This is a genomic window from Paenibacillus sp. J31R34 (genome assembly GCF_059383715.1).
Window position 1 is genome coordinate 385,217 of sequence record NZ_JBXENU010000004.1, and the last position, 20,570, is coordinate 405,786.

Below are 20,570 nucleotides of genomic sequence, written 5' to 3' on the forward strand. Positions count from 1 at the left end.
CCATGCTTTAGCGGCATTTGAAGGAGGTGAATAGGGTGAGTAAAGAGCAACAAAATGATGTGGTTGAGGAGCTAGTGGCAGACGAGACTGTCGAATCGCAAGAAACAGCTGAAGCTGGGCAAAATGAAGCTGAAGCAGTTGATACGCGTTATGCAGAGCTTGAGAAGCAGCTTGAAGAGAGCCAGCAGCGCTACCTTCGCACACAAGCGGACTTTGACAATTTCCGTCGTCGTTCCACTAAGGAAAGAGAAGAACTGGCGCGTTATGCGTCGATGAAGCTCGTTACAGAGCTGCTGCCGGTTGTCGACAACTTCGATCGGGCTACAGCTGCTGTTTCCGTTAATGGTGACGTAGAGGCGCTTGCGAAAGGCGTAGACATGATTTTCCGCCAATTGACACAAACGCTGGAGCAGGAAGGTCTCACGGCGATGAATGTCGTTGGAGAAGCTTTTAACCCTGACTTCCATCAGGCGATTATGACGGTGGAATCCGATGAATATGAAGAAGGAATTATTGTGGAGGAAGTTCAAAAAGGCTACATGCTGAAGGAGAAGGTTCTCCGTCCGGCAATGGTTAAAGTGAGCGGCTAACCGATATTTTCCTTTGATAATAGAATGTATGGAATGAAGAACCATTATAAGGAGGAAATTCACGATGAGTAAAGTAATCGGTATCGACCTTGGTACAACAAACTCTTGCGTTGCAGTAATGGAGGGCGGCGAAGCTGTCGTTATTCCTAACCCAGAGGGCAGCCGTACAACCCCTTCGGTCGTTGGTTTCAAAAAAGACGGCGAGCGTATCGTCGGCGAAAGCGCGAAGCGCCAAGCGATCACTAACCCTGACCGCACGATTATTTCGATCAAGCGCCATATTGGTACAAACCATAAGGAAAGCATTGATGGCAAAGATTATTCGCCACAAGAAATTTCCGCAATCATTTTGCAAAAGCTGAAGTCTGATGCAGAAGCATACTTAGGTCAAACCGTAACGCAAGCCGTTATTACGGTTCCTGCCTACTTCAATGACAGCCAGCGTCAAGCAACGAAAGATGCTGGTAAAATCGCAGGTCTGGAAGTTCTTCGTATCGTCAACGAGCCGACAGCAGCAGCTCTTGCTTACGGCCTTGAGAAAACAGAAGATCAAACGATCCTCGTTTATGACCTTGGCGGCGGTACATTTGACGTATCGATCCTTGAGCTTGGCGATGGCTTCTTCGAAGTTAAAGCAACAAGCGGCGACAACAAGCTGGGCGGCGACGATTTTGACCAAGTCATTATCGATCACCTTGTAGCTGAATTCAAAAAAGAGCAAGGCGCAGACCTTTCCAAAGATAAAGCGGCTGTACAACGTCTGAAAGATGCTGCTGAAAAAGCGAAAAAAGAACTGTCCGGCGTTATGTCGACAACGATTTCGCTGCCGTTTATTACGATGGTAGATGGCGTTCCTCAGCATATGGAAACGAACCTGACTCGCGCAAAATTTGAAGAGCTGGCAGCTGACCTCGTAGAGCGTACGCTGAAACCAACTCGTCAAGCGCTGAGCGATTCCGGCCTGTCCGCAAGCCAAATCGACAAAGTTGTTCTTGTTGGTGGTTCAACGCGTATTCCTGCCGTACAAGAAGCCGTTAAAAAGCTGATCGGCAAAGATCCGCACAAAGGCGTTAACCCGGATGAGGTTGTTGCTTTAGGCGCAGCTGTTCAAGCAGGCGTATTGACTGGCGACGTTAAAGACGTTGTATTGCTTGACGTTACTCCGCTTTCCCTTGGTATCGAAACAGCAGGCGGCGTCTTCACGAAGATGATTGACCGCAACACAACGATTCCAACAAGCAAATCGCAAGTGTATTCGACGTATGCTGACAATCAGCCTGGCGTTGAAATTCACGTCCTGCAGGGCGAGCGCGAAATGGCAGCGGGCAACAAAACGCTGGGCCGTTTCACCCTGAGCGATATTCCTCTTGCACCTCGCGGCGTACCGCAAATTGAAGTTACTTTTGACATCGATGCGAACGGTATCGTTAACGTATCTGCACTGGATAAAGGCACAGGCAAAAGCCAAAAAATCACAATCACTTCTTCCAGCGGCCTAAGCGACGCGGAAATTGAACAAATGATGAAGGATGCCGAGCTGAATGCGGAAGAAGACCGCAAACGCCGTGAGCTGGTAGAAGCGAAAAACAACGCTGACCAACTCGTATACTCGGTAGACAAAACAATTAAAGATCTTGGCGATAAAGTAGCTCCAGAAGAAATCGAAAAAGCAAACGTTGCGAAAGAAAAGGTAACGGCTTCGCTTGCAACCGACAACCTGGAGGAAATTAAAGCAGCTTCTGATGAGCTGACTGAAATTGTACAGCAGCTATCCGTGAAGCTGTATGAGCAAGCGGCTGGACAGCCGGGCGCAGAAGGCGAGCAGCCGGAAGCAAAAGGCAAAGACAATGTGGTTGACGCTGACTACGAAGTAGTTGACGACAAAAACTAAGCTTGTAGCGCGGAAGAGGTCAAAGACAGGGCTTCCCCTGTCTTTGACCTTGTTCCATGATTAAAGTATATAAAAAAAGCTTCGACGAGAAGTTGAGACGAAGCTATACTTTTTTTAAAAGGATAAGTTGAACGAAGGAAATATATGAAGCATGGGAGTAACGGAGAGAAAGGTTGGAACTGGAGAGAGTGGTAACGTCCGCCTTTGTTTTCGGATTTCGTCCTCGACGAGGAATAATTAAAGAAATCAGAAAACAACAGCGGCCGGAAGTCCAACTTTTCTCGCAGTGGCGACCACGGCGCACATAAAAGTCATTTGTCCCAGCTTATCCAACACATTTATGGGCGGAGGTGATACCGTTTGTCAAAAAGAGATTATTATGAGGTTCTGGGTGTAGGTAAAGACGCTTCAGCGGATGACATTAAGAAATCGTACCGTCAGCTCGCGCGAAAGTATCATCCGGACGTCAACAAGGCAGCTGATGCCGAAACGCAATTTAAGGAAGTTAAGGAAGCTTACGACGTGCTGAGTGACGATGGCAAACGCTCAACCTACGACCGATACGGGCATGTTGACCCGAATCAGGGCATGGGCGGCGGAGCTGGCGGTTTCGACGGCGGTGGCTTTGGCGATATTTTTGATATGTTCTTTGGCGGAGGCGGTGGCCGTCGTGATCCGAATGCGCCACAGCGCGGCAGCGATTTGCAATATACGATGACGATTGATTTCAAGGAAGCGGTATTCGGCAAGGAAACGGAAATTACGATTCCCCGTACCGAGACTTGTGATACTTGCACAGGCTCTGGAGCGAAACCAGGAACGAAGCCGGACACTTGCTCGGTATGTAGCGGTACTGGTCAGCAGGAGGTTGTGCAAAATACGCCGTTTGGCCGAATGGTTAATCGTCGTGCTTGCTCCAACTGTAGCGGAACAGGCCGCGTAATCAAAGACAAATGCGGAACTTGTCATGGCGCAGGCAAAGTGAAAAAGCAGCGCAAAATTACTGTGAAAATCCCAGCCGGCGTTGATGAAGGCGCACAAATCCGTTTGTCCGGCGAAGGTGAAGCTGGCCAACGCGGCGGTCCTGCGGGCGATTTGTACATCGTTATTCGCGTCAGAGCACATGAATTTTTCGAGCGTGAAAACGACGATATTTATTGCGAGGTTCCTCTTTCCTTCGTACAGGCAGCACTCGGTGATGAAATCGAAATTCCGACGCTGACGGAGAAAATCAAGCTGAAAATTCCAGCCGGCACACAAACGGGCACGTATTTCCGCCTAAAAGGCAAAGGCGTTCCGAAGCTGCGCGGATATGGACAGGGCGACCAGCATGTTAAAGTAACGGTCGTTACGCCACAGAAGCTGACGGATGATCAGAAAGAGCTGCTTCGCCAGTTTGGCGGCGTTACAGGCTCAGTTCCGACAGAAACGGCAGAAAATCACGAATCGATTTTTGATCGGATGAAAAAGGCGTTCCGCGGCGAATAAGCGCGGATCGTCTTTTTTTCTGAAAGCTTGCGAAAAAATGAATAATAATGGCGCTGGTTTTCCATTCTATCGAAGTAGGAAGCGGGGCGGTGGAATGCCGCTTATCTATACGAAGAAGGAGGCTTGGCCCATTATGGCTGATCAACACGTACGTGCTGTATTTGAACATTCTGAGGCGGCACAGGGAGCGCTGCGCAAGCTGCAGGCGCTTCGTGTAGATGGACAGGCAGACAGTACGGCACTTACCGCGACGCTTGAAGAGCATGTCAAGGACAGGGCACTGCGCCTAATTGAGGATGCAGGCGGAAGTATGGAGCTATTGATGTAAACGGGCCATGTAAAGCCAGCACTGGCATTTGCAGGCGGAGAGGACAGGGGAAAGCAGCCTGCCCTCTCTTTTTGCTATGCGCAAAAGATGATTTAATAGCTGGAAAGGCTGTAAAATAGCAGGTTTATCACATTTTCAAATACATATTTTGTGCATCAATGCGGATTGGTGTACAATAGATGTTAGTTTTTCACACTGGAGGCGTAGAAGCAAATGAAATGGCATGAACTTACAATCTCGACGACGGAGCAAGCGATTGAGATGATTTCTAACTTTTTGCATGAACGGGATGCAGACGGGGTTTCCATTGAAGAATCCGGCACGCTGAACAAAGAACGGGACACGTCCCTCGGTCAGTGGTATGAGACACCGCTGAATGATATTCCGGAAGGACATGCCGTTATAAAGGGGTATTTTTCGGAAGGTACAGATATCGCCGCTTTGAAAGCAGAGCTTGTAGCACCGATCGAACAGCTGCGTGAATTCGGCATTGATCCAGGCGATTATGAAATTACTTCGCAAATGGTAGATGAAGAGGACTGGGCAACGGCATGGAAGCAATATTTCAAGCCGCTTAAAGTATCGGAAACACTGACTATAAAGCCGACGTGGGAAGAGTACGAGGCTGCGCCGAATGAGAAAATTATTGAGCTTGACCCGGGCATGGCCTTTGGGACAGGTACACATCCAACAACCTCCCTCTGCCTGCAGACGCTGGAATCCGTCATTAAGGGCGGCGAGGAAATCATTGATGTTGGTACAGGCTCAGGCATTTTGGCGATTGGGGCTTGCAGATTGGGTGCCAGCCGTGTGCTTGCGCTTGATCTCGATCCAATTGCTGTCACAAGTGCGACGGAAAATGTGCGTCTGAACGGGCTGGAGGAGCAAGTCGAGGTTAAGCTCAGCGATCTGCTTGGCGTATTAGGCGGCAAAGGGGCACGCGGATCTGTTGGTTCAAATGAGTCCACGACGGTCTCGGTGCCAGTCGATCTGGTCGTTGCAAATATTTTAGCTGAAATTATTTTGCTGTTTATTGATGAGGTTTATCAGGCGCTGAAGCCGGGCGGGCTGTATATTTCCTCCGGCATTTATAAAAACAAGGAAGAGCTTGTGGAGCAAGGGCTTGTGAAAGCCGGCTTTACCGTGGAGGAAATACGCCGCGATGAAGACTGGGTTGTATTCGTAGCACGCAAGCCGCAGGTAACGCAATGAGTATGGAAGGATGGTTTGCTTATCCGACCGCTGAATTGCCGTTTGCTGTGCTTGTGCTGATTATTGCTTTCACCGTTCACGAGTTTGCGCATGCTTACACGGCGTACAAGTTCGGTGACAATACAGCCTATGATGCCGGCAGGGTAACGCTGAATCCGCGCGTTCATTTGGATGTGCTGGGGATGATTTTAATTTTGCTTGCAGGCTTTGGCTGGGCCAAGCCTGTACCGGTAAACCAAAATCGCTTTAAGCATCCGCGCTTAATGGGCGTTATTGTGACAGCGGCAGGTCCGCTTAGCAACTTTGTGCTCGGACTGCTTGGCATTATTCTTTATTATATCAGCATCAAGTCGGGACTGTACCATATGGGCTCCATTGGTGTACAGGATGCTTTGCAAGTATTTTTCTCTTATTTCATTTCGCTTAACTTTTTGCTGTTTATTTTCAATTTGATTCCATTGCCGCCGCTTGACGGTTACCGGATCATTCAAAATCTCGTACCGCTTAAAGTCGGCTATAAAATGGAGCAGAACATGCAATGGGGCATTATTATTTTCCTGCTGCTGTTGTTTATTCCACCGCTTCGCGCGGTGACCATTAGCCCGATTCTTAATTTTTCGCAGGAATTGGCAGCCAATTTTATGGGACTGATCGGCGGACTGTTTATTTAATATTTCTCGGATTGAAACGCGCTGCGCCGCCAAAGGGCGAAGGGCAGCCGTTTCACCTTGAAATATAAGAATTTATAAGTTTGACACATATAAATGGGCTTATATTTCTCGGATTGAAACGCGCTGCGCTGCCAAAGGATGGCGCCTGCCGTTTCACCTTGTTTGGCACGGTTTGGTCATGGATTTTCGACATGAAAACATGCTATTATGAAGGATGGTTATGTAGACAATATGCAGCGGTATTTTATAGCGAAAGAGCAGTTTGCAGATGATGAGGTCCGCTTGCTTGGCGAGGATGCTTTCCACGCTGTGCGCGTCATGCGGATGAAGGCAGGCGATACGTTTATAGCAAGCGACGGCGAGCAGCGGGTCGTGCTTGCTTCGGTGCGTGAAGCGTCGTCCACCGAAGTTGTGGCGGATATTGCAGAGGAGCTTCCCCAAAATAGCGAGCCGAGCTGGCTTGTTACGATTGCTCAAAGCTTGCCGAAGGGCGACAAGATGGAGCTGGTCATCCAGAAGGGCACCGAAATTGGCGCCTATTCGTTTGTCCCGTTCCAGTCGGAGCGCATGATTGTGCAATATGACGGCAAGAAGGAAGCAAAGCGTCTGGAGCGCTGGGGCAAAATCGCCAAGGAAGCGGCGGAGCAGTCGCATCGCTGCCGCGTACCGGCTGTAGAGCTGGTACGAAGCTGGCGCGAGCTGGTCAAATCGATTGCTTCCTATGATTTAGTTTTGTTTTGTTACGAACGAGAAGGCGATGCAGCGGAAGGCGTGGGCATTAGGCAGGCGCTATCTAGCTGGCGCTCTAACAGGGGAAACGATACTTCCGCTCCGAGCGTATTGCTTATGGTGGGGCCGGAGGGCGGCTTTACCGAGCGTGAAGCAGATGAGGCAGAAGCAGCAGGAGCCATTATTGTCGGCCTCGGCAAAAGGATACTGCGGACGGAAACCGCAGGTATCGTCGGATTGACATGCTTGCTGTATGAAGCTGGAGAAATGGGAGGAGTATAACAACATGCCATCGGTTGCATTTTATACATTAGGCTGCAAAGTGAATTTTTACGACACAGAAGCGATATGGCAGCTTTTCAAAAATGAAGGCTACGAGCAGGTCGATTTCGAAGCGACCGCTGATGTTTATTTAATCAACACCTGTACGGTGACCAATACAGGCGACAAGAAGAGCCGCCAAATCATTCGCCGCGCAGTGCGCCGCAATCCGGATGCCGTTATAGCGGTAACAGGCTGCTACGCACAGACGTCCCCAGCCGAAATTATGGCGATTCCCGGCGTCGATCTTGTTATCGGTACGCAGGATCGCGAGAAAATAATGACATTTGTCGATCAAATTCATGCGGACCGCCAGCCAGTCAACGCTGTTCGCAACATTATGAAGACGCGCGAATTCGAGGAGCTGGATGTGCCTGATTTTGCCGAGCGCACGCGGGCATTTCTGAAAATTCAGGAGGGCTGCAACAACTTCTGCACCTTCTGCATCATTCCATGGTCGCGAGGCTTGTCCCGCAGCCGGGATGCGCATAGCGTTGTTGAGCAGGCGAAGCAGCTGGTTACGGCAGGCTACAAGGAAATCGTGCTTACGGGCATTCACACTGGCGGCTATGGCGACGATTTGGATAACTACCGTCTGAGCGATTTGCTGTGGGATCTGGATCATATCGAAGGGCTGGAGCGTATCCGTATCAGCTCGATTGAAGCAAGCCAGATCGATGAGGCGATGATTGATGTGCTGAATCGTTCTACGAAAATGTGCCGTCATCTCCATATTCCACTGCAGGCCGGCGAAAACTCCGTGCTGAAGCGGATGCGCCGCAAATATACGACCGAGGAATTCGCGGCGAAAATCAAGCGTATCCGCGAGGTTATGCCGGGTGTTGCCATTACCACGGACGTTATCGTTGGATTCCCTGGCGAAACGAATGAAATGTTCGAGGAAGGCTTCCGCTTTATGGAGGAGCTGGGCTTCTCGGAAATGCACGTGTTCCCGTACTCCAAACGGACGGGTACACCGGCAGCGCGCATGGAAGATCAAGTGGATGATGAAATTAAGAATGAACGCGTCCACAAGCTGATCGACTTGTCCGAGCGCATGCAGCTTGCTTATGCAGAGAAGTATGTAGGCGCTGTGCTTGATATTATTCCAGAGCGCGACTACAAGGGAGCTCCAGGAACGGGACTCGTTATGGGCTATTCCGACAACTACATTCAAGTTGTATTCAACGGCTCCGAAGAATTAATCGGGAAGCTGTGCCGCGTTAAGGTTACCGAAGCTGGCGTCAATGAATGCCGTGGCCAGCTCGTGCGAGTGCTGGAAGGCGAAGTGTCGGCACTTCGCGGCTCTGAGACACACAGCTTTGTGCTGGAGCTGGATAATGAGCAGGATCAGCAAGCTGCTGTTCATACAAATGCAGAAGCATTAAGAGCATAACAAAAGGCCATTCAATGTGCGCGGATTTCGGTCGCTGGCTTCGCTAGTAGGCAGCGGCTGGAATTTTCGCTATTGCGATATGATGTCAATCAGGCAAGGGGGAAACAGGTGTGAAGGAAATATCAGCAGGAGGCGTCGTCTACCGCCGCACGGAAGAAGGCAAGCTGCAAATTCAGCTTATTCAGGATCGTTATGGCAAAGTATCGCTTCCCAAAGGCAAGATGGAGACAGGCGAAACCGTTGAGCAGACCGCATTGCGGGAAATTGCTGAGGAAACGGGGCTTCAGGGCAATATCGTAGCACCTATTGACCAAATTAAATATCAGTACCAGCATGATACCTATGGTACGGTCGATAAAGAGGTTCACTATTACCTGGTTGAAGCCATCGGCGGCGATTTGCAAGCTCAAGTAGAAGAAATTCGCGGAGTGGATTGGTTCGAGCCGCTTGATGCATGGAGACGCCAGAAGCAATCCGGCTATGACAACAACAATCGGATTGTCTCCGGCGCATTAGAGCTCCTCGGCATACCATTTACATAGCTTATAGTGCAGGGTTGGAAGTTTAGTTTGGGTGCGGTGCCCGCCGCAGTGCTGGCAAATAGCAAAGCGGCAGGGCAAGCAGCGAGCTGAAAATATTAAACAGCGTTTGCGCATGGGCAATTTGCGCTGCTGGAGCTGCGGTCAGCCAAGCAGATATTTCAGCGAGCAGGCCAACAAACGGCATGAAAAGCAGCGCGCCACCGACATTCAACGTTATATGGGCGAGCGCAACGAATTGTCCCGCGCGCGATCCGCCAATGGAGGCGAGCAGTGCTGTGACGCATGTGCCAACGTTTGCGCCTAGTACAACGGCAATGCCAACCTCTAGCGGCATCGCTCCGATTGCCGCAAAACCCATAATAATGGCAATGACAGCCGTGCTGCTATGCACGGCTGCGGTTAGCACCGCACCGGCGGCCAGCCCCCACCAGAGGCTGTCCGCCGTTTTGCTCATAAACCAGTCAAACATGGCGCTTTGCTGAATGTCCGGGCCGACGCTTTGCATCATCGCCATGCCGGCGAGCAAAATGCCAAAGCCGAGCGTAGCAACGGAGGCGGAACGAATCGTGCTTAGCCAGCCGCCCGTCCTTAAGGCGGGAATAAGCTGCAGCTCGCCGAGCAGTGCGGTCAGCAGCCAGGCGGAGACGGAGAGAATGAGCAGCGGCATTGTGAGACGCTCAAGGCTCAGCCCAAGCAGCTCCGTCGTCAGGCAGGTACCGATGTTGGTGCCAAGAATGATGCCGAGCGTTCGCCGAAAGGTGAGCAGCCCGGCATTGACGAGGCCTATAGAGATGACGGTAACGGCTGTGCTGCTCTGAAGAAAAGCAGTAGAGATGGCGCCAGCCGCCAGTCCGTGAATGGGCGTAGCGGTAAACCGCTGCAAAATACGATTCAATTGTGTGCCGGCAAGGCGATGCAGCGCCAGCTCCATCAGCTTCATGCCGCTCAAGAATAATGCAAAGCCGATCACAATCGGCAAAATAATAGAATGAAGCATGGGCTGAATCTCCTTTTCTAAAAACGAGTGACAGATGTACCCATACATATATGCAGCAAACAAGACAAGCATGACAAGCATGAGAGAGGTTGGTTTTGCCATAATGACGAGAGCAAGGATAGCGCTGCAGCGCGGGCGCAAAAAACGTTTGGAGCAGGGCCACCCATGGGTATATGCAAGCGAGATTGATAAAATGGAAGGCACCGCAGAGCCGGGTGGCTTGGTTGACGTAGTCAGTCACCAAGGACGTTATCTGGCAACGGGCTATTGGAATCCTAAATCGCAAATTACGGTGCGTATTATTTCGTATAAGCCGCTGGAGGCAATGGATGCTGCGTTTTTCCACGAGCGTTTCCAGCAGGCGAAGGAGCACCGCAGCCGTTTTGTGCCGGATCAGGATTGCAGGCTCGTATACGGAGAAGCTGATTTTTTGCCAGGCCTGACCGTTGACCGCTTTAATGATGTGCTAGTCATCCAATTGCTGACACTCGGTATGGACATTCACCGCGATGCGATCATTAAAGCGCTTATCCAGGTGTTTGAGCCGCGCGGCATCTATGAGCGCAGTGATGTCGGCGTTAGACAGCTGGAGGGCTTAGAGAAGCGTACAGGCGTGCTGTACGGGGAATGCCCGGCGATTTTGGAAATCGAAGAAAATGGGCTTAAGCTTGAGGTTGATATTGTGGAGGGCCAGAAGACAGGCTATTTCTATGATCAGCGTGAAAATCGCGCCTCCATCGCTCCGCTGATGAAGGGCTGGGGCCTGCGCAGCGGCATTAAGCTAATGCCGAAGCCTGTCGAGGACAGCAGCGCGAGTGCAGAGACAACAGGGGAACTCGTTCCAGTCAATGCAAATGGCAAAGAGGTCACCTTCCCCTACTGGGACGGTGCTACGGTGCTGGAATGCTTTGCGCATACGGGCAGCTTTACCTTGCACGCCTGTAAATACGGTGCGAAGAAAGTGACCTGCTTGGACATTTCCGAGCATGCCATTGATACGGCGCGCCGCAATGTGGAACGCAACGGCTTTACCGATCGCGTACAATTTGTTGTAACCGATGCTTTTGATTACTTGAGATTGCAAACGAAGGGGCTAGAGGAGCGTCTGGAGCGCAGCCGTGCAGGCACGGATACGTCCAAGCCGATCAGCGGCGGCGGCCAAACCTGGGACGTTGTCATTTTGGACCCTCCGGCGTTCGCCAAAACAAAAAATGCGGTAGCAGGTGCTGTCCGCGGCTATAAAGATATTAACTTGCATGGCATGAAGCTGGTGAATGAAGGCGGCTATTTGGTAACGGCGAGCTGCTCCTACCATATGCGTCCTGATTTGTTTCTGGAGACGATCCAGGAGGCCGCAGCTGATGCAGGCAAGCTGCTCCGGCTCGTGGAATGGCGGGCGGCAGGCAAGGATCATCCGCAGCTGCTTGGCGTAACAGAAGGGCATTACTTGAAATTTGCCATCTTTGAGGTGCGCAGCAAATAACGGAAACCTCTTGAACGGCGAGTATGCTTTTTGCTCGTTCAAGAGGTTTTTTTGCCAAATATTTAAGAACGTATGTTTGAAGAGCTCGTGAAAAGTGGCTACGGGTATGGTAGTATGGTTGATAATAGAACCGTAACGGAAGGTAGGGCTGCATGATGCCGCTTCAATTAGTGCTGGGCCGCTCGGGAGCGGGAAAAACGACATATTGCCTGGATGCGATTCGCGGCAGGCTGAGCGCAGACCCGGACGGGGCTCCGCTTATTTTGCTCGTGCCCGAACAGGCGACCTTTCAGTCCGAGTATACGCTGCTTCGAGGCAGCGGCTTGCAGGGAATGATTCGGGCGCAGGTGCTGAGCCTGCGCAGGCTTGCTCTTCGCGTCATGCAGGAAACCGGAGGAACAGCGCTTATTCCAATTGGCGACGAGGGCAAGAATATGCTGCTCTACAAAATCGTACAGCGGCTGGGCAATCAGCTGGAGCTATTCGAGCATGGAGCGGGAAAACCGGGCTTCATTGAGCGTCTTGGGGAGCTGTTGACCGAATGGAAGCGTTATGGCATTAATTCGGCGATGATTGCAGAGCGCAGGGAAGAGGCAGCTTCTGCCCTGCAGGACTCAGCCTTGCTGAAGCGCAAGCTGCATGACCTGCAGCTTGTATACGAGAAGCTGGAGACCGAGCTCGCTGGGCAATATTTGGATTCGGAGGATTATTTGGCTCATCTGTCAACGGGGCTGTCCGAATTTTCAACGATTCGAGACACGGAAATTTGGATAGACGGGTTTAATGGCTTTACGCCAAAAGAATATGTCGCGCTTAGCTCGCTTATTAGCAGGGCGAAGAAAGTGACGATTACACTTAAGCTGAATCGAACCTATGAGGTTGGAGAGCGGCCATTAGAGCTGGATTTGTTTCATCCTACAGCAGATGCATATGTAAAGCTGAAGGAGCTGGCGGAGGGCTTAGGAGTTGAAATGCTGGAGCCTATTATGCTCGGCATGCATGGGCGTACAACAAACGATGGCGGTGAAGCGGCGGGCAGGTTCAGCAGTAGCCCTATGCTGGCTCATTTGGAGCGCCACTACGGGGGCCGGACGCAAATGGCGCTTTCTAATCCGGCTATGCTGGATGCAGCCAGTCCATTATGCGGCCTGTCGCTGCATGCGGCAGCAAATCGGCGAACCGAGGTGGAGCTGCTGGCGCGCGATATGCTGCGCCGGGTAAGGGAAGATAGAACAAACTGGCGCGATATGACGGTTATGGTGCGGAATACGGGAGATTATAGCGACTATATCGAAGCTGTTTTTCAAGAATACAATATCCCCTATTTCCTTGATCAGAGGCACACCACCGTTCATCATCCGCTGGTCGAGTTCATACGCTCCGCGCTGGAGACGGTGCTGCATAATTGGAGCTATGAGGCGGTGTTCCGCTGTATTAAGACGGAGCTGCTGTTTCCGCTTGACGGAAGCATTCCCCGTGATCAATTTGATTGGCTGGAAAACTTCGTTTTGGCGGCGGGCATCGATGGCTGGAAGTGGCTGGATGAAAAAAGATGGCGTCCATTCATTGTCGAGTCGCTTGAGGAAGAACAGGATGCAGCGGCCAATGCGCCATCCATGCGTGCGAAGGCGGAGTTCGAAGCAGTCATGGCGGCGCGCGGCGTAATCGTCCCGCCATTGCAGCAGTTTGGCAAAGAGCTGGAGAAGGCTTCAAATGTCACCATGATGTGTGAAGCTTTATACCGCTTGCTTGAGCATACGGGGGCGGCGGATCGGCTGGAGCGCTGGAGCCGCGAGGACAGCGAGGCTGGTCGTGTGCAGCGCTCACGCGGTCATCGCCAGCTGTGGGATGGGGTCATGAATTTGCTTGACCAATTGGTCGAGCTCGTTGGAAATGAACCGCTGCCTCCCGATATATTCGTTGGCATGCTTGAGACAGGACTGGAAAGCCTGAAATTAGGAGCCATTCCGCCTGCTCTCGATCAGGTGCTGGTAGGCAGCATGGACCGGACGCGTTCCGGACAGGTACAGATCTGTTATGTGCTGGGAGCCAATGATGGCGTCATGCCGATGCGTTTTCAGGAGGATGGTGTACTGACGGATCAGGAGCGGGAGCGGCTGGCTGAGGAAGGCTTGGTTATGGCACCTGGCGTCAAGCGAAGGCTGCTCGATGAGCGCTTTCTGATTTATAGTGTGCTCACAACGCCGAGCCGTCATTTGTGGATGAGCTGGTCAGAGGCAGATGAAGAAGGAAAAAGCCTGCTCCCATCCGAAATTATCAGGCAGGTAAGACAGCTGTTTCATGGGCTGCCGATACAGCAAGTGCAGGCGGAGCCTACGCCGGCTATGTCTGTAAAGGAGCAAAGGGAATATATCCAGCATCCAGAACGGGCCTTGTCGTATTTAATAACGGAGCTGCGTGCTTGGAAGCAGGGAAGCGAGATCGCTCCTTTTTGGTGGGAGCTTTACAATTGGTTCGCAGTACGTCCAGAATGGCAGGCGAAGCTTGCGCTGCTTACGAAATCGCTTGGATATGTGAATCAGGAGGAGCTGTTGACCGCTGATACGGCACAGCAGCTTTATGGCGTTCGCTTGAGGGCGAGTGTCTCGAGAATGGAGCGCTTCGTGTCGTGCCCTTTTCAGCATTTTGCCATTCATGGGCTGAAGCTGCGCGAGCGTAAAATGAACCGGCTGGAAGCGCCCGATGTGGGACAACTATTTCACGCCGCGCTCAGCCGATTGGCCGGAGAAGAAGGGCTTGGCCACGCTTTCGGCTCGGCTTCCGAGCGTGAAATCCGCGCGGCGGCGGTTCATACAGTGGACGAGCTAGCACCAAGGCTGCAATCGCAAATATTGCTGAGCAGCGGCCGCTATCGCTATATTGCCCGCAAGCTTAAGGAAATTGTAGCGCAGGCGGCCATTATGCTCAGTGAGCATGCCCGCCGGGCGGCGTTCCAGCCAGTCGGTCTGGAGGTTGATTTTGGGCCTGGCGGAACGCTGCCGCCGCTTATCATTCCTTTGCAGGATGGACAGTCCATGGAAATAATCGGGCGAATCGACCGGGTAGATGCTGCGGATACGGAGCAGGGCCTGCTGCTGCGCGTGCTGGATTACAAGTCTAGCGTGACTCAGCTGCGTCTGGAGGAAGTGGCCTTTGGGCTTTCCCTGCAAATGCTAACGTATTTGGACGTATTGGTGACGCATTCTTCCGGCTGGCTTGGAAAGCAGGCATCGCCTGCGGGCGTGCTTTATTTTCACGTGCATAATCCGCTGCTTGCGCTGTCGAATCAAATGCCGGAAGCGAAAATCAAGGCAGAGCTGCGCAAGCGCTTCAAGCTGAGAGGGCTCGTTACGGCGGAAGCAGAGGCGGTGCGCCTCATGGATAATCAGCTGGAAACGGGATACTCCGAGCTATTGCCTGTAGCGCTTAAGAAGGATGGAGCTTTCTATAGCAGCTCTTCCGTCGTGACGGACAAGCAGTGGGACATTTTGCGGGATTCCGTCAGGAGGACGATTAGCGAAATTGGCTCGGAAATCAGCTGTGGCAAGGTATCGATTGAGCCGTACAAGCTTGGGACAAAAATACCTTGCCAATATTGTGATTATAAAGCGGTTTGTCAGTTCGATCCGCTGTTTGACGGCAATGAATATGTGCGGCTTCGCAAGCCTTCAACGGAAGAGCTATGGCAGCGGCTGGAGAAAGGAGAAAGCATCGATGACGGAAATGATAAAGGCCATTAAACCAGAAGGCAGCACCTGGACCGATGAGCAGTGGAGCGCAATTGTAACGGAAGGATCCAACATCCTTGTAGCTGCTGCTGCTGGCTCTGGCAAAACGGCTGTGCTGGTGGAGCGCATCATTCGCAAAATTTCTTCCGCGACCGATGTGGACCGTTTGCTCGTTGCGACTTTTACGAAAGCGGCAGCTGCGGAAATGAAGGAGCGGATTCGCCTTGCGCTGGAGAAGGAGCTGGATCGCCAGCCTGAATCTGAGCATTTGCGGCGCCAGCTTGCGCTGATGAACAGATCGTCGATCACGACACTTCATTCTTTTTGTCTAGATGTTATTCGCCGTTATTATCCGCTGATTGGGCTTGATCCCGGCTTTCGCATCGCCAATGAGACAGAGAGCGAGCTGCTGCGGATGGAGGTGCTGGATCAGCTTTTTGAGGAAAAATATGACGAGGCTGATGCCGATTCTGGCTCCGGTGGCGCTTTTCTGGCGCTGGCGGACCGGCTGGGCGGAGAACGCGGCGATGAGCCGCTGTATAAGCTCGTACAGGATCTGTATGCTTTTGCGCAAAGCCATCCATGGCCTGAAGAATGGCTGCGAGAAACGGCTCAAAGCTTTAATGTGCAAGATGCAGCCGAGCTTCAGCACAGCAGCTGGGTTGCCAGCTTGCGCGACGATGTGGAGCTGGCGCTTGCCGGCGCGGAGGCTCTGCTGCGGAAGGGGCTTGATTTAACGCGCGAGCCTGCTGGACCAGCGCCTTATGCTGCCAATTTCGAGGACGATCTGGCACTTGTCCTCATGCTCAAGACTGCCGTACAGGAAAGCCCTTGGGAGCAATGGTTTGAGCCGTTCCATACGGTGGAATTTGGGAAATTAAAGGCGATGCGCGGCGACGAATATGACAAATCGCTGCAGGAGCAGGCGAAAGATTTGCGGGACGGTGCCAAAAAGCTGCTCGGCACATTAGCCGATGAGCTGTTCGGGCGTACGCCGGAACAGTTTTTGGAGGAGCTGCAGAAGCTGGCTCCATTAATGGCGGCGCTGAGCGAGCTCATTATTGATTTTGGCAAAAGGTATGAAGCAGCGAAACGGGAGAAGGGGCTGCTGGATTTTGGCGATCTGGAGCATTATTGCCTGCGCATATTGCGCACGGAAGACTCGTCCGTAGAGCAGACACTGCCTTCGAATGCGGCGCTGGAATACCAGAACCAATTCGATGAAATTTTGCTTGATGAATATCAGGACATGAATATGGTGCAGGAAGCGATTGTAACGCTGATATCAAGACCGGGAGCGGGGAACCGTTTTATGGTTGGCGATGTAAAGCAAAGCATTTACCGCTTCAGGCTTGCGGAGCCAAATCTATTTATGCATAAATACAAAAGCTACGCGGTACAGACTGCTCAGCCGGGCATGGACGAAGCGGATAAAGAGGCTGCCACTCATGCATCGTCAATAGCTCAAGCTGCTTCTTCCGATGAACAATCAGCAGGCTTGCGCATTGATCTGGCGCGCAACTTCCGCAGCCGTCAAGAGGTAGTTGACGGCGTGAATGATGTATTTCGCGGCATTATGCGGGAATCCGTAGCCGAAATGGATTATGATCAGCGCGCAGAGCTTGTATGCGGCGCTTCTTATCCAGCAGCAGAGGAAACGGGCGCATACGAAGTAGAGCTGATTGTCATCGATAAGGCCGGCTCTGTCATCGCGGAGGATAAAGTGCAGCCAGAGGATGAGGAAGAGGGGCAAGACGCTGCTGAGTCGGCGGAGGATTTGCAGACAGCGCAGCTGGAAGGCCGGCTGATTGCGCGGAAAATCCAATCGCTTATGGACAGCGGCTACCGCGTTTATGATGGCAAAAACAAACGGAGCCGTCCATTGGAATGGCGGGATATCGTTATTTTGCTGCGCGCGACATCGCAGTGGGCGCCTATTATCATCGAGGAGCTGCAGGCTGATGGGGTACCCGCTTATGCCGAGCTGAGCAGCGGCTATTTTGATGCCATTGAAGTGCAGACGATATTGTCCCTGCTTCGTGTCATTGACAATCCGTATCAGGATATTCCGCTCGCAGGTGCGCTGCGATCTCCTATTTTCGGCTTGGACGCCGAGGAGCTGGCGCTCATAAGGATAGAAAAGTCCGGCGTCAGCTATTTTGAAGCGCTGCTAGCTGCCGAAGGCAGCCTAACGCTTCCAGAGGCGCTGCGCCAGAAGCTGACCCATTTTCTCGCGCAGCTTGAGCGCTGGCGCAGCGAGGCCAGACAGGGCGCGTTGGCTGACCTCATTTGGCGTATTTACCGAGAAACCGCTTATTATGATTTTGCCGGCGGTCTTCCTGGCGGCACGCAGCGCCAAGCGAATTTACGCGCTTTGCATGACCGCGCTCGCGGTTACGAGGCAACCTCTTTCCGGGGCTTGTTCCGGTTTTTGCGTTTTGTAGAGCGAATGCGTGATAGCGGAGGGGATCTTGGCACGGCAAGGGCGCTCGGCGAGCAGGAAAATGTCGTCCGCATTATGTCGATCCACAAGAGCAAAGGGCTGGAGTTTCCCGTCGTGTTCACGGCAGGTCTCGGCAAGTCATTTAACCAGCAGGATTTGCGGAGTGCTTTTCTGCGCCATAAGCAGCTCGGATTCGGACCGCGTTTTGTGGATCCACAGCAGCGTGTCAGCTATCCGACATTGCCATTTCTAGCCATTCGACGCAGGCTGCGCATGGAAATGCTGGCCGAGGAAATGCGGATTTTATATGTGGCTCTCACCCGCCCAAAGGAAAAAATGTTTCTGGTCGGTACGGTTTCAGATGCAGCTAAGAAGCTGCCAGGCTGGCTGGCAGCTGTTGACGCAAGCGGCAGCATACCGGATTTTAAACTGGCATCGGCATCGACTTTTTTAGATTGGCTTGGACCGCTCGCCGCATCAAGCTTTGAGCAGCAGGATGCAGAGGAAATAGATCAGCTATCCGGCATGAGAAGGCTGGAATGGCGATCAGGCTTCGTTGCAGCGGCGGTATTCAGCAGTGAAGCAGCAGCAGCGCTCCAGCCAAATGAGGGCCTTGAGGAGAGAGAGATGCGGCTGCAAGGCATTCTTTCGCTGGCGCAGCTTGAGCTGCAGCCGGAGGAGCAGGACAGCGAGCTGAGCGAGCGATTGGATTTTCATTATTCTCATCAAGCTGCAACTCTTTTGCCGGCCAAAACGTCTGTTACTGAGATTAAACGTCTTCATGGGGAAGCTCTTGCCGACCGCGAAGCGGCTCCTTTGTTTGACACTGGAGCCGCAGCGATGAATGATGTGAATGCAAGCGGCAGTTATTCATCGTCGGAGCCGTTAGAACATCCGGAGCAGTCGGGTGTCGCAAGGGAGCAAGGAGAAGCGAATAATAGCAATGACCTACAGCCAGCGCCTAGAGGCTCCTTCCGCTTGCGCCGTCCGCGGTTTATGGAGCAGATTTCACTTACAGCGGCGGAGAAAGGCTCTGTCAATCACCTTGTCATGCAGCATATACCGCTTAATGGCACAGTTGACGGGGACGTCGTTATTAAGATGGTCCGCGGCATGGTAGAACGCAAGCTCTTGACACCGCGTCAGGCGGAGGTTATCGATGCCATGAACATTGCTGCTTTTTTCGCAAGCCCTCTTGGCTTGCGCCTGCTGGCAGCCGGTGAGGTCAAACGCGAGGTGCCATTCAGCTGCATGCTGCCTGCCTCGCGGGTGCACCCCTCCGTTGCTGACGAAGCAAAGGACGAGCAGATTTTAATTCAAGGCGTGGTGGACTGTGTGTTCGAGGATCAGCATGGATTGGTGCTGGTCGATTATAAAACGGACCGGATCATTAATCAGCAATGGGAGCAGGCAGCAGAGCGCCATCGGTTTCAGCTGGAGCTTTATGCGGAAGCGCTCGAAGCCGTTTTGCTGCGTAAAGTAGCGCAGTGCCACGTATTCTTTTTTGATGGCGGGCAGTCGGTGCGACTTCGTTGAAGCTGGAGCAGCACCTTTATGGCGAAGAGGCAGCAATAGCTGTAATTATATATAGTAAGGCGATTTAATTTTAGGGGGAAGAAAGCGTGTCAGTAGAGCAACAACCGCCGAAGAAAAAGCCGATTGCATTGGCAATCACTATCGTGCTGCTGGTGTGCAGCCTTAATGGAAACATGTTTTTATATTCGCAATATTTGTCCAACATTCAAGAGAAGAAATATGAGACTGGACAGCGTGTCGCTTCCGATGCCATCGGCGCCGCAGCATTTTATAATGCGGTATTGCCTGAGCTTGAGAACCTGGGGAAATCAGCGGAGCTTTTGGAGCGGAATGAGGCCAAATTCAGTGCAGGCACGGCTTTCCGTCATGTGGATCATGTGATGGGTTATTTGAAAGAAGCGCATCAGTATAATGGCACGGAGTTTGCTAGCGGCAAGCTGGAAGCTTATTTTAACGCGGTGCAGCAGTCGTTGGCCAAGGTCGGCAGCCATGAGGGTGCCCTAACGGCAGCCGAGCAGGCTTATCTAACGAAGCTTCAGCAGGCATTCAGCAAGCAGCTGGAAGCTGTAATGGCTTTTAATACAGATACATTGGAAAACAGAAGCTTGTCCATTCAAATCGGCAATGGCTACAACAATTGGCTGGAAATTGCGGATAAGCTGGAGCAGGCGATAGGCGAACACACAGATGCCCGGTTGCAATAGCTGCGAGCCGTCAAAAACCTATGCCGATCCATCTTTTATCCTATAGGAAGACTGAGGGGATTGGACGAGCTTTGCTCATTCCGTTATGATGGAATAAGGTTGTATAACATAATTTAGGGGGAGTTTTGAATGGATTGCATTTTTTGTAAAATTGTCGAAGGTACATTGCCGTCAACTAAAGTGTATGAGTCGGATTCAGTCATTGCTTTTAAAGATATTAAGCCGGAAGCGTCCGTACATATTTTAATCATTCCTAAAAAGCATATTGCCACAATGAATGATGTGACCGCAGACGACGATGCTGTAATGGCTGAGCTGTTCACAGCAGCACGTCAAATTGCGATCGAGCAGGGCATTGCCGAATCGGGCTACCGTTTAATTAACAATGTGAATAGCGATGGCGGCCAATTGGTGTATCATTTGCATTTCCATTTGCTTGGAGGCGAGAAGCTGGGCCCGCTAAATGCGGAATAAGGCAAAGCTGAACATGCAATAAAGGTTTTTGAAAGGA

General features: G+C 51.9%; 15 protein-coding genes. 14 read left to right on the top strand and 1 reads right to left on the bottom strand.

The annotated features are described in order from the left end of the window. Positions 1-17 precede the first annotated feature (17 nt). The 9 genes from grpE (at position 18) to AC50YG_RS14470 (ending at position 9,168) form a co-directional block, all read left to right on the top strand. Positions 18-590, top strand: coding sequence for a nucleotide exchange factor GrpE (grpE, locus tag AC50YG_RS14430; RefSeq protein WP_494827637.1), 573 nt, complete (start codon positions 18-20; stop codon positions 588-590). A gap of 64 nt (positions 591-654) precedes the next feature. After that, the gene (dnaK, locus tag AC50YG_RS14435; protein ID WP_341278430.1) at positions 655-2,481 is read left to right on the top strand and encodes a molecular chaperone DnaK; all 1,827 of its coding nucleotides are present in this window, start codon (positions 655-657) and stop codon (positions 2,479-2,481) included. Between the two features lie 360 nt (positions 2,482-2,841). Next, a complete protein-coding gene (dnaJ, locus tag AC50YG_RS14440; RefSeq protein ID WP_494827639.1) occupies positions 2,842-3,969 on the top strand; it encodes a molecular chaperone DnaJ in 1,128 nt (375 codons plus the stop codon). A 133-nt stretch (positions 3,970-4,102) separates the two neighbouring features. Continuing rightward, entirely contained in the window at positions 4,103-4,297 is a 195-nt protein-coding gene (locus tag AC50YG_RS14445; protein WP_473757788.1) for a hypothetical protein, read from the top strand. Positions 4,298-4,510: 213 nt separating this feature from the next. Then, on the top strand, positions 4,511-5,509 hold the full coding sequence (gene prmA, locus AC50YG_RS14450; RefSeq protein ID WP_473757787.1) for a 50S ribosomal protein L11 methyltransferase: 999 nt from the start codon (positions 4,511-4,513) through the stop codon (positions 5,507-5,509). Beyond that, positions 5,506-6,180, top strand: a complete 675-nt coding sequence (locus AC50YG_RS14455; RefSeq protein WP_473757786.1) for a site-2 protease family protein — start codon at positions 5,506-5,508, stop codon at positions 6,178-6,180. The genes prmA and AC50YG_RS14455 overlap by 4 nt, the downstream gene beginning before the upstream one ends. A 231-nt stretch (positions 6,181-6,411) precedes the next feature. Continuing rightward, entirely contained in the window at positions 6,412-7,191 is a 780-nt protein-coding gene (locus AC50YG_RS14460) for an RsmE family RNA methyltransferase (protein ID WP_494827786.1), read from the top strand. A 4-nt stretch (positions 7,192-7,195) separates the two neighbouring features. Further along, positions 7,196-8,626 (top strand): tRNA (N(6)-L-threonylcarbamoyladenosine(37)-C(2))-methylthiotransferase MtaB, encoded by a 1,431-nt coding sequence (gene mtaB, locus AC50YG_RS14465; RefSeq protein ID WP_494827640.1) that lies wholly within the window; start codon positions 7,196-7,198, stop codon positions 8,624-8,626. 110 nt (positions 8,627-8,736) lie between these two features. Then, positions 8,737-9,168: an NUDIX hydrolase gene (locus AC50YG_RS14470; protein WP_473757784.1), complete on the top strand. Its 432-nt coding sequence runs from the start codon at positions 8,737-8,739 to the stop codon at positions 9,166-9,168. Positions 9,169-9,190: 22 nt separating this feature from the next. Here the strand turns inward: AC50YG_RS14470 and AC50YG_RS14475 are convergent, their stop codons facing one another. Further along, positions 9,191-10,165: a Na/Pi cotransporter family protein gene (locus AC50YG_RS14475; RefSeq protein ID WP_494827643.1), complete on the bottom strand. Its 975-nt coding sequence runs from the start codon at positions 10,163-10,165 to the stop codon at positions 9,191-9,193. A gap of 103 nt (positions 10,166-10,268) precedes the next feature. Between AC50YG_RS14475 and AC50YG_RS14480 the strand changes: the two genes are divergently transcribed. From AC50YG_RS14480 to AC50YG_RS14500, 5 genes are all read left to right on the top strand, one after another. Next, a complete protein-coding gene (locus AC50YG_RS14480; protein ID WP_494827645.1) occupies positions 10,269-11,648 on the top strand; it encodes a class I SAM-dependent rRNA methyltransferase in 1,380 nt (459 codons plus the stop codon). A gap of 152 nt (positions 11,649-11,800) precedes the next feature. Next, on the top strand, positions 11,801-15,388 hold the full coding sequence (gene addB / locus AC50YG_RS14485) for a helicase-exonuclease AddAB subunit AddB (RefSeq protein ID WP_494827647.1): 3,588 nt from the start codon (positions 11,801-11,803) through the stop codon (positions 15,386-15,388). Continuing rightward, positions 15,363-19,355, top strand: a complete 3,993-nt coding sequence (gene addA / locus AC50YG_RS14490) for a helicase-exonuclease AddAB subunit AddA (protein ID WP_494827649.1) — start codon at positions 15,363-15,365, stop codon at positions 19,353-19,355. The genes addB and addA overlap by 26 nt, the downstream gene beginning before the upstream one ends. Positions 19,356-19,441: 86 nt before the next feature. Then, positions 19,442-20,059: a hypothetical protein gene (locus AC50YG_RS14495; protein ID WP_494827651.1), complete on the top strand. Its 618-nt coding sequence runs from the start codon at positions 19,442-19,444 to the stop codon at positions 20,057-20,059. 129 nt (positions 20,060-20,188) lie between these two features. Beyond that, positions 20,189-20,533: a histidine triad nucleotide-binding protein gene (locus AC50YG_RS14500; RefSeq protein ID WP_494827652.1), complete on the top strand. Its 345-nt coding sequence runs from the start codon at positions 20,189-20,191 to the stop codon at positions 20,531-20,533. Positions 20,534-20,570 lie beyond the last annotated feature (37 nt).

What these genes read in the sequence shown, in the direction of transcription:
- AC50YG_RS14480 (WP_494827645.1), top strand. Translation starts at nt 10,269, where the DNA reads ATGACGAGAGCAAGGATAGCGCTGCAGCGCGGGCGCAAAAAACGTTTG.
- addA (WP_494827649.1), top strand. Translation starts at nt 15,363, where the DNA reads ATGACGGAAATGATAAAGGCCATTAAACCAGAAGGCAGCACCTGGACC.
- AC50YG_RS14460 (WP_494827786.1), top strand. Translation starts at nt 6,412, where the DNA reads ATGCAGCGGTATTTTATAGCGAAAGAGCAGTTTGCAGATGATGAGGTC.
- mtaB (WP_494827640.1), top strand. Translation starts at nt 7,196, where the DNA reads ATGCCATCGGTTGCATTTTATACATTAGGCTGCAAAGTGAATTTTTAC.
- AC50YG_RS14500 (WP_494827652.1), top strand. Translation starts at nt 20,189, where the DNA reads ATGGATTGCATTTTTTGTAAAATTGTCGAAGGTACATTGCCGTCAACT.
- AC50YG_RS14475 (WP_494827643.1), bottom strand. Translation starts at nt 10,165, where the DNA reads ATGCTTCATTCTATTATTTTGCCGATTGTGATCGGCTTTGCATTATTC.
- AC50YG_RS14455 (WP_473757786.1), top strand. Translation starts at nt 5,506, where the DNA reads ATGAGTATGGAAGGATGGTTTGCTTATCCGACCGCTGAATTGCCGTTT.
- AC50YG_RS14445 (WP_473757788.1), top strand. Translation starts at nt 4,103, where the DNA reads ATGGCTGATCAACACGTACGTGCTGTATTTGAACATTCTGAGGCGGCA.
- addB (WP_494827647.1), top strand. Translation starts at nt 11,801, where the DNA reads ATGATGCCGCTTCAATTAGTGCTGGGCCGCTCGGGAGCGGGAAAAACG.
- prmA (WP_473757787.1), top strand. Translation starts at nt 4,511, where the DNA reads ATGAAATGGCATGAACTTACAATCTCGACGACGGAGCAAGCGATTGAG.
- dnaK (WP_341278430.1), top strand. Translation starts at nt 655, where the DNA reads ATGAGTAAAGTAATCGGTATCGACCTTGGTACAACAAACTCTTGCGTT.